Source organism: Nostoc sp. DedQUE04, assembly GCF_034530995.1.
GTDB lineage: Bacteria > Cyanobacteriota > Cyanobacteriia > Cyanobacteriales > Nostocaceae > Nostoc.
On sequence record NZ_JAVRCA010000009.1, the window covers coordinates 90951 to 105095 of the forward strand.

Annotated in this window: 3 protein-coding genes; all 3 read left to right on the plus strand. The window is 42.0% G+C overall.

Annotated features, from left to right (window positions below; genetic code table 11):
* The first annotated feature begins 7 nt into the window (after positions 1-7).
* Positions 8-6730: a polyketide synthase gene (locus RM049_RS08695; protein ID WP_322703898.1), complete on the plus strand. Its 6723-nt coding sequence runs from the start codon at positions 8-10 to the stop codon at positions 6728-6730.
* On the plus strand, positions 6723-12629 hold the full coding sequence (locus RM049_RS08700; RefSeq protein ID WP_322703899.1) for a polyketide synthase: 5907 nt from the start codon (positions 6723-6725) through the stop codon (positions 12627-12629). The genes RM049_RS08695 and RM049_RS08700 overlap by 8 nt, the downstream gene beginning before the upstream one ends.
* A gap of 93 nt (positions 12630-12722) precedes the next feature.
* Positions 12723-14129 (plus strand): acyltransferase domain-containing protein, encoded by a 1407-nt coding sequence (locus RM049_RS08705; RefSeq protein ID WP_322703900.1) that lies wholly within the window; start codon positions 12723-12725, stop codon positions 14127-14129.
* Positions 14130-14145: the final 16 nt, after the last annotated feature.

A 14145-nucleotide genomic window follows, 5' to 3' on the forward strand; every position in this document is an offset into this window, starting at 1 on the left:
GGTACTAATGAAAATCCAGGAAACATTTTCTAATGTAGCGGGTTTAGGTTTAGATATAGCTGTAGTGGGGATGGCAGGTCAGTTTCCAGGTGCAAAAAATATCGATCAATTTTGGCACAATTTGCAGGACGGTGTAGAATCAATTTCATTTTTTTCTGAGAGTGATTTAGTATCTTCAAATATTGATCCTGCCTTGTTAAATAATCCTAATTATGTTAAAGCAGCATCTATACTAGAAAACGTAGAGGAGTTTGACGCGTCATTTTTTGGTTTTGAACCTAAAGAAGCTGAAGTTATAGATCCTCAATATCGTCTCTTTTTGGAGTGTGCTTGGGAAGCAATTGAAAACGCTGGCTACGATCCTGAAACCTATAAGGGTTTGATTGGGGTTTACGCCGGGGCGAATATGAATACCTATCTATTAGAAAACCTTTATCCAAACCGCGATACGATAAATGCTGTAGATGGAGTTTTACAACCTCTACATGGTAGTGGTCAAGCTTTCCTAACTACAAGTGTCTCTTACAAATTAAATCTTAAAGGGCCTAGTATTACTCTCCAAACCTTCTGTTCTACATCATTGGTTGCAGTTCACTTGGCCTGCCAAAGTTTGTTGAATGAAGAATGTGATATGGCTTTGGCTGGTGGTGTTTCAATTAAAGTTCCACAAAAAGCTGGCTATTTATATCAACAAGGAGGGATGTTGTCTCCCGATGGGCACTGTCGAGCCTTTGACGCCAAAGCACAGGGAACTGTTTTTGGCAGTGGGGCTGGAATTGTCGTATTAAAAAGATTAGAGAATGCTCTTGCTGATGGAGATTGCATTCATGCAGTCATCAAAGGTTCAGCAGTCAATAATGATGGCTCTTTGAAAGTAAATTTTACTGCCCCTAGTGTAGAAGGTCAGGCGGAGGTAATCGTAGAAACCCTGAGAAATGCTGGAGTAGATGCCGAAGATATAACCTATATAGAAACTCATGGAACCGGAACGGCTATGGGCGATCTCATTGAAATCGCTGCACTCAAAAAAGCTTTTCACACTACTACCCAGAAGAAAAGTTTTTGTGCGATCGGTTCAGTGAAAACCAATATCGGTCATCTAGATGCCGCAGCCGGTGTAACAAGTCTCATCAAGACTACGTTAGCGCTCAAGCACAAGCTGCTACCACCTAGTTTACACTTTGAACAAGCCAATCCCCAAATCGATTTCAACAACAGCCCCTTCTACGTCAATACCAAGGTTTCTGAATGGAAGGGAGATCGCACACCTCGTCTGACTGGGGTCAATTCCTCGGGTTATGGTGGAACCAATGCCTTTGTCATTCTCGAAGAAGCTCCGCCGATCGAACATTCGGAAGAATCGAGACCCTGGCAATTGTTGGTACTCTCCGCCAAAACCATCTCTGCACTTGAAATTGCTACTGCAAATCTAATCGCCTACTTAAAGCAGCATTCAAATGTTAACCTCGCTAATGTTGCTTATACACTTCAGGTTGGTCGCAGGGCTTTCAACCATCGCCGCATAGTAATCTGCCATGACATTAATGATGCGATCGCTACTTTAGAAACACAAGATCCGAAACGGGTTTTTCAGGTCTACCAAGATCGCCTAGATCCTCCCGTCGTGTTTATGTTTCCAGGGCAAGGAGTACAGTCTGTAAATATGGCGTTGGATCTCTACCAGACAGAGCCAACTTTTCGGAAGCAGGTAGATATCTGCTCAGAGTTTCTCCAACCACATCTAAAGCTTGACCTGCGACATATACTCTACCCCAACACAGAAAAGACTCAAGAAGCCGCGCAACAATTGAAACAGACAGCAATTGCTCAACCAGCGCTCTTTGTTATCGAGTACGCCCTAGCAAAGTTGTGGATGGAGTGGGGAATACATCCCCAGGCTTTAATTGGTGAAAGCCTTGGGGAATATGTCGCTGCGTGTCTGGCAGGAGTATTTTCATTAGAAGATGCTTTAACTCTAGTAGCTGCGCGGGGACAACTCATGCAGCAAGTGCCTGAAGGTGCAATGCTTGCCATTCCACTTTCAGAAAAAGAAGTTCAACCCCTGCTAGGCAAAACACTATCTCTAGCTGAGATTAAGGAATCATCTGTTTGCATAGTTTCAGGTTTCATAGATGCTGTAGAGGTATTACAGAAGCAGCTAGCTTCTCAAGGCATCGAGTGTATGCGTTTGCATACCTCCCATGCCTTTCATTCTCTGATGATGGATGCTATCTTAGAGCCATTCACAGAGGAAGTTAAAAAAATCAAACTGAATCCTCACAAAATTCCTTTTGTATCCAATGTTACGGGAGCTTGGATTACAGAAGCGGAGGTGACAGATCCAAACTATTGGGTGAGGCATCTGCGGCAAACAGTTCGCCTTGCTCAGAGTATGCAAGAATTGTTGAAAGAACCAGAGCGCATTTTGCTAGAGGTTGGCCCTGGGCAGACTTTGAGTGCATCCGCCCGTCGTCATTCTGATAAAGAAGCCCAGCAAATTGTATTAACTTCCTTGGGCTATGCCCAAGAAAGTCAGTCGGATGTAGCATTCTTGTTAAATACATTGGGTCAGCTATGGCTGGCTGGAGTACAAGTAGATTGGTCAGGATTCTATATCCATGAGCGCCGTCATCGTATACCTTTACCTACTTATCCTTTTGAGCGTCAACGTTACTGGATTGAACCCAAAATACAGGTAAACGCTCTCAATACGGGTGAAAAGAAATTGCCTGCAACCTCTCTACTAGGTAAAAAGCCGGACATTGCCGACTGGTTTTATGTCCCATCTTGGAAACGCTCCTTGCTGGTTGCCCCTCAACTAAGTCAAAAGTCGGTTTTGTCTTGCACTCTTGTATTTATCGATGAGTGCGGTTTGGGTTCTGAGTTGTTAAAACGACTCGAACTTGAGGGTCAAGATGTGATTACTGTGAGAATTGGGTCAGCGTTTACAAAGTCGAGCGATCGCGCATATATCCTTAATCCTCGACAACGTGATGATTATCATACCTTGTTCAATGAACTTCTAGCACAAAATAAACGCCCAAAAACCATTATCCATTTATGGAGTATTACACCGCACAGTTACACAGAATTAAGACTTGAGGAAGTTGATAAAATTCAAGAAAATGGATTTTACAGTCTGCTGTTTTTAGCCCAAGCACTTAGTAAACACCATACTACAGATGAATATCAAATCGCGGTTGTCTCCAACGATATGCAAGAAGTTGTGGGGGAAGAGTTGTTGTGCCCAGAAAAGGCGACCTTACTCGGACTCGTTAGGGTGATTGCGGAAGAATACTCAAACATTATCTGTCGTAGCATTGATGTTGTTATTCCCCAATTGGGAGTTAAGAGTGAGCCAAAACTTTTGGAGCAGTTGCTCTGCGAGCTACAAGCCCTAAGTTCTGAGAAGGTTATTGCTTACCGTGGAAATCATCGTTGGGTGCAAACTTTTGAGCCAATTCGACTGGAGAAAGCTACCCAAGGAATATCAAGGTTAAAAGAAGGAGGCGTTTATCTCATTACAGGTGGATTAGAAGGTATTGGTCTTGTCATAGCCCAACATTTAGCACAAACTGTACAAGCCAAGCTGCTGCTGACAGGAGGTTTAGCTTTTCCTTTACCAGAAGAATGGGAACAATGGCTAGCTACTCACGATGAGCATGATAATATAAGCCGCCAGATTTGGGAAATCCAGAAGCTTAAAGAGCTAGGTGCAGAAGTTTTGGTAGTCAGCGCCGATGTCGCCAATCTTGAACAGATGCAACAAGCGATCGCGTTAGCCCAAAAGCGATTTGGCCAGATCAATGGTGCGATCCATACAGCCGAGGTTTCTGCTAGCGGCGTGATTTTGCAAAAAACGCCAGAAATGACAGAAAGTATTTTGATATCTAAAGTAAAAGGTACATTAATTCTAAATAAAATTCTCAAGGATATTCCACTAGATTTCTTTGTTCTGTGTTCATCAATCACTTCCATTGCAAGTAAATTTGGGCAAGTAGATAATGCTGCTGCTAATGCTTTTATTGATGCTTTTGCTCGTCATAAAAGCGACCGAGATGGCACGTTTACCGTATCTATTAATTGGGAGAATTGGCAAAAATTGGGTACGATAACAGATGCGATGAAGCAATCAACACCAACTCTGGATATTTCCCCATCTCAATTAAAAGAAGTGTCTCACCCTTTATTCGATCGATGTATAGTTGAAGGGAAACAGCAAGAGATATACATCAGCAAATTTAGCGTCATAAAACACTGGGTTTTAGATGAACATAGGGCTATGGGTAAGGCGACACTTCCGGGAACAGCTTATTTGGAAATGGCTTTAGCTGCTTTTGAAACCCATGCTAAGAAAGGAACAATTGAAATTCGGGAAGTATTTTTCTTAACCCCCTTGGTAATAGAAGATGATGAGGAAAAAGAAGTTCGTACAGTCCTGAATAAGAAAGGAGAGGGTTTTGAATTTTTGGTAATAAGCCAATCAAACTCAGAGTCCAAGCAATGGATCGAACATGCCAAGGGCGAAATAGCCTGTATAATAGCAGAATCATCAGCAAAACAAGAACTCAGAGAAATTGAGGCAAGATGTAATCAAAAGGAAATAATTATTCCAGAAGGAGAGCAGAAACTTCAAACAGGATTTGTAGAGTTTGGTGCTAGATGGAATAACTTGAAGCAGGCAAAATTAGGAACAGATCGGGGGTTGATTGTTCTGGAACTACCCGAAGTATTTGCCACCGATATTAATTCATATAAATTACATCCTGCTTTATTGGATAATGCTACGGCTTTTCTAAGTATTGAAAACGAAGGGGTTTACTTACCGTTTTCCTATAAAAGTCTGAAAATAAAAAAATCTTTGCCAGGCAAAGTATATAGCCACATCAGATATACAGAAAATAATCAGTTCAGAGAAAGAACTTTAAAATTTAACATCACCATCATGGACGACCAGGGAAACGAACTGGTTGAAATTGAAGAATTCATTATGAGGAAAGTAGATGTTGGCACAATTACTGCTGAACAGTCTGACGGTAAACCTCAAAAAATTTCTTCCGTTTCTGGAAGCGAAAACTTCTCTTTAGAGATTGCTTCCCCTGGCATCTTAGATACCCTGACTTTTCTACCTAGTACACGCCAAAAGCCAGGTCTGGGTGAGGTAGAAATTGAAGTCTGCGCGGCTAGCCTCAACTTCAAGGAAGTGCTTATAGCGTTGGGGTTGCTTCCTGTTCCACCCAATGTTCCTATCAACTTCGGTAGAGAGTGTTCTGGAAAAATAGTCGCTCTGGGAAAAGGCGTTAAGGGTTTTGAGGTAGGAGATGAAGTTATGGCCTTTGGCGATTCCTGCTTTAACCAATTCACAACGACTTCTGCTTCTTTGGTGGCACTAAAACCAGAACATCTTAGTTTAGAAGAGGCAGCAACAATTCCCGTTGCCTTTATTACGGCTTACTATGCCTTGATAAAATTAGCTAGGCTTCGTCAGGGTGAGCGTGTTCTCATCCATGCTGCTGCCGGTGGTGTTGGGATGGCTGCCGTGCAAATAGCCCAGTGGGCAGGAGCCAAAATCTTCGCCACAGCAGGCAACCCGGAAAAACGAGCATTTCTGCATTCGTTGGGTATTAAATATGTCATGGATTCCAGGTCTTTGGCTTTTGCCGATGAAGTGATGAAATATACTGACGGCAAGGGTGTAGACGTGGTTTTGAATTCCCTATCAGGAGAATTCATGACTAAAAGCCTTTCGCTTCTAGCCCCCTATGGACGCTTTCTAGAACTCGGCAAGCGGGATATCCTCAACAATAGCCAATTAGGTCTACGACCTTTTGAGAAATGCTTATCGTTCTTTGCTACAGATGTAGGAAACGATCTCCCTGACTTCATTTCTACGTGGCACGAAGTAGTGCAACACTTTAAAGATGGTAATTTGAATTCCCTTCCTTATCAGATATTTCCAATTACAGAAGTAGCTCCCGCCTTTGAATACATGGCTAAAGCCAAACATATCGGCAAGATTGTGGTATCTTGGCAGAATCAGGAGGCTTTGAAAGCGCTGATTGCTTCAGAAGGAGAAGTTAATCAGGAAATAAAAGGGACTGTAGCTTCTTCTGCTCGGTTGGGTTCTCCGTCTACCATCCTTTCCGCAGTTAGCTCTGGTATGCAGGACAAACCTGCTATTCTCAAGGAAGGGTTATTACCAAAAGAAGGTGTAGAGGCATTTGACCGCATTTTAGGAACTACACTCACCCAGGTTCTGGTATCGTCCCGTGATTTCTTAAACCGGGTTGAGCAGGATAATAGTTTTAACTCACAACCTTTCCAAGAAGCCTCACAAAAGTATAATCTCTCTAAACCGACACAATCACAACCTGCACTTAGTGGTGCTTATGTAGCTCCCAGAAATGAGATTGAGCAAAAGCTTGCTGCGATCTGGAAAGAACTTCTTGAGAAAGATTTGGTGGGAATACAAGACAACTTCTTTGAAATCGGTGGCAATTCCCTCCTAATAGTCCAAGTTCGCAGCCAACTGCAACAAGTGTTTAATGATGATATCGCAATGGCTGACTTGTTTGAATATCCAACTATAAGTGCCTTAGCAGAATATTTAAGTCGGAAACAGGCTGACGAACCTGCCTTTGGGCAAGCATATAACCGTGCTAAGAGGCAACAGGAAGTTATGGAAGAAGAAATGCAACTAATGAAGCAAAGGAGGAAAATACGTGAGTAACCAGTTGAAAGGCGTAGCCATAATCGGCATGAGTGGTCGTTTTCCAGGAGCCAAAAATACCGATCGATTTTGGCAGAATCTGTGTAACGGTGTGGAATCAATTTCATTCTTTAGCGATCGCGAGTTAGTCGCTTCAGGCGTAGATCCAGCTTGGTTGAATGACCCTCAGTACATCAAAGCGGGGGCTGTGTTAGAAGACATTGAGATGTTTGACGCTTCATTCTTTGGCTTCTCGCCTAGAGAAGCTGAAATCATGGACCCGCAACAACGTCTTTTTTTGGAGTGTGCTTGGGAAGCGCTGGAAAATGCTGGTTATGACCCGAAAACAGACAAAAATCTAATTGGTGTTTATGCAGGGGGTAACTTAAGCACCTATTTGCTTAACAATCTGGCTTCACACCCTGAACTCATTAAAGCGCTGGAGTCACAAATTACAATTGCTAATGATAAGGACTTTATATCCACACGAGTTTCTTATAAATTAAACCTAAAAGGACCGAGTATTAGCGTCGGCACAGCCTGCTCTACGTCATTAGTTGCAGTTCACTTGGCGTGTCGAGGATTGCTCAGTTATCAGTGTGATATGGCACTGGCTGGTGGCATTGCGATACAAGTTCCACAAAAACAAGGTTATTTCTATCAAGAAGGTGGGATGGCCTCTCCTGATGGTCACTGTCGGGCTTTTGATGCTAAAGCACAGGGCAGCCCTTTCGGTAAAGGAGCGGGTATTGTCGTGCTGAAAAGATTGGAAGATGCTGTAGCTGATGGGGACTGCATTTATGGGGTTATCAAAGGTTCAGCTATCAATAACGATGGTTCGGAGAAGGTGAGTTACACCGCACCTAGTGTAACAGGCCAAGCAGAAGTGATTGCTGAGGCTCAGGCGATCGCTAACTTTGATTCTGAAACAATCACCTACATTGAAACCCACGGAACTGCTACACCTCTAGGCGATCCAATTGAATTTAGGGCGCTTAAAAAGGTGTTTAGTGCCGGAACTAGCCAAAAAAACTTCTGTGCCATTGGTTCAGTCAAGACTAATGTCAGCCATTTGAGTTCAGCATCTGGCGTGACGGGCTTGATCAAAACAGTCCTGGCGCTCAAACACAAGATGATTCCGCCTACCCTGCACTTTGAACAACCCAATCCTGAGATTGACTTCGCTAACAGCCCCTTTTACATCAATACTCAACTTCATGAATGGAAAACAGACGGAACTCCTCGCCGGGCTGGGGTTAGTTCTTTTGGCATCGGCGGAACTAATGCTCATGTTGTTTTAGAAGAAGCTCCTGGAGGGGAGCAGGGGAGCAGAGGGGCAGGGAAGCAGGGGAGAAAGTATCAATTGCTGGTAGTTTCTGCAAAAACTGACTCTGCTTTAGAGACAGCAACTGCAAATTTGGTTAATCACCTGCAACAGCACCCAGAACTTAACCTTGCAGATGTAGCTTATACATTGCAAGTTGGTCGGCATGGTTTGAGCCATCGGCGCACAGTTGTTTGTCAAGATACTCAAGATGCGATCGCAGCTTTCCAAAATCCCAAACGAGTTCTCACTAGCACACAGGAAACAAATCAGCGCCCAGTAGTCTTTATGTTTACTGGTTTAGGAACCCATTATGTTAATATGAGTTATGAATTATACCAAGATGAAACAACTTTCCGCGAACACCTCGATCGCTGTTGCTCGTTGTTTCAACCTTTGTTAGGTCTAAATCTTAAAGAAGTTATTTATCCTACTTCCTGTGCCAAGCAAGAAGTTATAAAAGAAAAATCTGGTATAGATTTACGCCAAATGCTTGGTCGCGATCGCCAATCCCCAGATGTCGCCGCCCAAAAACTCAATCAGACATACCTCACTCAGCCAGCGCTGTTTGCCATTGAGTATGCTTTAGCTCAATTATGGATGTCCTGGGGCATTCGTCCAGTAGCAATGATTGGTTACAGCATTGGTGAATATGTAGCAGCAACAATAGCTGGAGTATTGTCTCTAGAAGATGCGATTACTCTTGTTGCCAAAAGAGCGCAAATGATTCAAGAGTTGCCAGGGGGCGCAATGCTGGCGGTTCCCTTGACAGAGCAAGAAGTGCAACCTTTCTTGAATGAAAACCTTTCATTATCAGCAGTCAATGGCTCATTTCAATGTGTAGTTGCGGGAACTACACAGGCTGTAGAGGAATTGGCAGGAAAGTTGAGTGCTAAGGGATTAGCCTGTCGGCAATTGCAGACTTCTCATGCCTTTCATTCTTACATGATGGAGGCGATCGCTGACTCTTTTACCGAACTGGTTAAAAATATCAGTCTCAAACCACCGCAAATTCCTTATATATCTAACGTTACAGGAACTTGGATTACACCAGAGCAAGCCACAAATCCCAGCTACTGGACACAGCATCTGTGCCAACCCGTGCTATTTGCCGATGGAGTACATCAGTTGTGGACACAACATAGTCCAATTTTCTTAGAGGTGGGCCCAGGACAAACCTTAAGCAGTTTAGCGGTGCAATGTTTAGATAATGTTTCTGATGAAAATAAAGTAGTATTATCCTCGCTGCGCTATGCTTATGAGCGACAATCTGACGTTGCTTTTATCCTTAACACATTAGGACAACTATGGCTTGAGGGAATCAAGATAGATTGGTCGGGATTTTATGCCCATGAGCGCCGATATCGCCTTCCGTTGCCAACATATCCTTTTGAGCGACAAAGATATTGGATTGAACCGCAAAAATTATTATCGGCACAAAAAAATTTCCAGCCCCAGTTAACAGCATCAGAACTTTGGAAACCTCTTGTAAAAGCTGGTCAACTTCAAGCTAGCATTGCTTCTGCGGGATTTGACGAGCAAATTTTTCAAGAGAAAAGAGAGTGTTTAGATCGTTTATGTATTGCTTATATTAATCTTGCAATAACAAATTTAGGAGCTTTTAGCAATCCCACTAAAAAGTATTCTTTGGAAGAGTTATTTGACCGATGTCAGATTATTCCTACCTATAAAGAATTGTTCAGTCGATGGCTAGAAATATTGGTCGAACACGGTCAGCTACATCAAGAACAAGAGTTATTTACTAATTTCCTGCCAATATCAGCACACTTTGTTAATGAAATATTAGTAGAAGTCAAAGCCAAATGGGTAGACACGCCGCAACAAATAGATTTGCTGCAATTATATGGCGAAAATATGGTATCTCTGCTAACTGGTCAAAAAGAACCATTGGAGTTCCATGTTTCTACCTTATTAAAGTCAGGAGAATTTTCAGTCCAGCAATTGCCTGAAAATAAATACTACAACTCAATCATGCGGGTATGCTTAGAACAGGTGTTAAAAGCACTACCATCTCAAGTTAATCTCAGAATTCTGGAACTTGGCGCTGGAACTGGAACTGGCACGGCAGAGTTATTACCTATATTGCCATCAGAGAAAACTAATTATACCTTCACTGATGTGGGAGGTTTTTTCCTGAATGCAGCTAAGAAGAAATTTAGCGATTATCCATTTGTTGAATACCAATTGCTAGACCTTGAGCGATCGCTACAAGAACAAGGATACTCAAATCACAGTTTTGATGTAATTGTAGCTTTCCAGGTGCTACACGTTACTCGAAATATTGGAGAAACTCTCGATCGCATTCGCTCTTTACTTGCTCCTGGAGGTTTACTTCTATTTTGGGAAACAACTCAACCCAGGTTGGAATTTGAGTTCATTGACGCACTACTGATGAATCCGATAGAGAATCCAGAAAGCGATGGTCTCCGACCGGCCGGAGGTCATCGCAATATGTGCAATCCCTTTTTATCTCAAGAGCAGTGGCAAACAGAACTCAAATCTCATGGTTTTGTACAAGTAAAAGCTTTCTCAGAATTCGCACCTTTTACAGACCACATAATTGTCGCTCAAGCTACTGCCCCAGCAACGCCCAATGCACCAGCAGCCTTTACAGCATTACTTCACGAACAAGAAGTTTCATTTGGCAAAAAGTCCAACATTGCTGACTGGTTCTACATCCCTTCATGGAAACGTTCGCTACCACCACAGTCAAACGGTCAGTTGAAACAAGCAGAACGCTGGTTAGTCTTTGTTGATAAGTATGGGTTAGGTGCTCAAATCGTCAAGCGCCTCGAGCTTGAAGGTTATGATGTAATTACTATCAAGATTGGAGAGCAATTTGGCAGTAAAAGCGAATCTTCAGAAAAGCATCTGGGCAAGCGTACATATACAATAGCGCCTCAACAACAGGATGATTACAATACCCTACTTAAAGAACTTCGCGCCCAAGATTTGATACCACAAAGAATTATTCATCTGTGGAGTGTAACCCAGTCAGAATTTGCAGATTTTGATACAGATGAAACACAAGGATTCCAGAGTTTGCTATTTTTGGCACAGTCGCTAGAAAAACAGAATTTCACTGATGAATTCCAGCTTGCAGTTATCTCCAACAATATGCAACCTGTCACTGGAGTTGAAAATCTCTGCCCAGAAAAAGCAACACTCCTTGGACTAGTTAAGGTCATCCCACAAGAATATTCAAATATAAAATGTCGTAGCATTGATGTTATTATTCCCTTATCAGAAAGTTGGCAAGAAGAGAAATTTGTAGAACAACTACTGACAGAACTCAAAGCCAATTCCTCTGACTCAGTTATTGCTTATCGTGGTTTAGAACGTTGGGTACAAACCTTTGAGTCTGTCCAATTAGATGCAAACGTCCCGGATACACCCAGGTTCAGAGAAAAAGGAGTCTACTTAATTACTGGTGGACTCGAAAAAATAGGACTTGTAGTAGCCGAACATTTAGCAAAGACAGTACAGGCAAAACTGCTGCTTTTAGAGGCTGAGGATTTTCCCAACCGACAGGAGTGGTTAGAGTGGCTGAAAACTCACGATGAGCAAGATAACATCAGCGATAAGATTCGGAAAGTGCAGGAACTGGAAAATCTGGGCGCAGAAGTCTTAATCAAGAGCGTTGATGTAGTAAATTTAGCACAAATGCAAAGTGCGATCGCTCAAACACAAGAGCAGTTTGGGCAACTCAACGGGGTGTTTTATACAACTAAGATAGCTCTAGAGAATTCATTTAGTGCTATTACAGAGATAGAAACAACGCAGTACAAACAGCAACTTCAAGCCAAGAAACAAGGACTCTTAGTATTAGAAAAAGTTTTGCAGTCTCAAAAGCTTGACTTTTGTCTATTAATGTCTTCATTAACCTCTATTTTAGGAGGATTAGGCTCTGTAACCTATTCAGCAGCAAGTCTTTTAATGGATGCTTTTGCTTACCAGCATAATCAGAAAAATCCTGTTCCTTGGATGAGTATTAACTGGGATGCATGGCAATTTGCAGCAGAAAATTCACAAATGCCTACTGGTACAAGTTTAGCTGAATTCGCCATCGAACCTTTAGAAGGTATCAAGACCCTGGAACGAATTCTTTTGTGGAGTCAATATCATCAAATAGTTGTCTCAACAGATAATTTACAATCTAGAATTGATCAATGGATTAGATTAAAGCCTTTACAACAAAAAATTACTGCCCAAAAAGTTAATTTATCTTCTCGTCACTCCAGACCAAACTTAAAAAATGCATACATTCCTCCTACTAATGATGTAGAGCAAAAACTAGTTGAAGTTTTTCAAGAGTTACTGGGTATAGAGCCAGTAGGTATTCATGACAGCTTTTTTGCTTTAGGGGGAGACTCTCTAACGGGAACTGTACTTATTTCTCAGCTTCGCAAAACTTTTCAAATCGAACTACCTGTTCGTTCTCTTTTCGAAGCCTCTACCATCGATGAATTAGCTTTGGTGATTGAGGAAATCCTCATAGATGAGTTAGAACAATTATCTGGAAATCAAACAAGTGAGGATATCAACAAAACTTTTGATGTGCAATTTTCAAACTAGATTACAAAACTTAGTCATTATAGGATAAATCGATGAAAACATCAAAAAATAACTCTCACTAATGTTAAGTAGCTATTTTGGAGTTTGTAAACAATGCTTACTAGCCCTTCTCGTCCTTGGCAGTTATTAGTAATTTCTGCAAAGACCGACTCAGAACTAAAAACTGCTACTGTAAACCTTGCAGATTATTTGAGACAGCATCGTGACTTTAACCTTGCGGATATTGCTCATACATTGCAACGCGAACAAGAGGTTTTTAAGCATCGGCGGACGGTTGTTTGTCGGGATATTGAAGATGCTCTAGTTGCACTTCAAGATTCAAGGCGAGTGCTTACCAACATCCAAGAAACAGAAGAACGTCCTGTAGCCTTTATGTTTCCTGGACTTGGTACTCATTACGTCAACATGGCTTGGGAACTTTACCAAGTCGAACCCATATTTCGCGCATCAGTTGACTACTGTTGTGAATTTCTCAAACCCCTTCTTGGTCAAGATTTAGAAGATGTAATCTATCCACACAGAGCTTCTCAACAAGACCAGCAGTCTTTGAGAGAAAATTCTCCAGGTCTGGACTTGCGAAAAATGTTAGGTCGTAGCCAGACACAAGCGGATGCAAAGATAGTAGCTGCTAAATCTTTACTCAATCAAACTCACCTCGCTCAACCAGCGATTTTTGTAATTGAATATGCCTTAGCACAGCTATTGATATCCTGGGGAATTCGTCCGGCGGCAATGATTGGCTATAGCATTGGTGAATATGTAGCAGCGACTTTGGCAGGGGTTTTATCTTTAGAAGAGGGTTTAACACTAATTGCTGCAAGAGCGCAGATAATTCAAAAGTTGCCAGGTGGAGCAATGCTTGCAGTTCCACTTTCGCAAACAGAGATATCTCCCTTACTCAATTACAAACTCTCACTCTCTGCGGTCAATAGCCCATCTATGGGTGTAATTGCAGGTGAAACCAATGCTATAGAAGTTTTAGAACAACAGTTAACACAAAAAGGTTTAGCTTGTCGTCGTCTGGATACATCACATGCTTTTCACTCTCAGATGATGGAGGGTGCTACCTCTGACTTACGTGAGTTGGTAAAAACATTTAACCTGCAAGCAGCAAAAATTCCCTATATATCTAACGTTACAGGAAATTGGATAACAGCAGCAGAAGCTACAAGTCCCGATTATTGGGTCAAGCATCTTTGTCAACCTGTGTTGTTTGCTCAGGGTATACAGGAGTTGTGGAAACAACAATATCCTATTTTGTTGGAAGTAGGTCCTGGACAGACTCTAGGTAGCTTTGCTCTGCAATGTATAGAAAATAATTCAGCAGTTAGTCAAATTATCTTACCCTCTCTTAGATATTCTTACGATAATAAACCAGACTTAGCATTCTTACTTAAAACATTAGGTAGGCTTTGGTTAACAGGAGTGCAAATAGATTGGGCGAAATTTTATGTTCATGAGCATCGTCATTCCATTCCTTTACCCGCCTCTATTTTTTAATGCAAAAACTACCTTA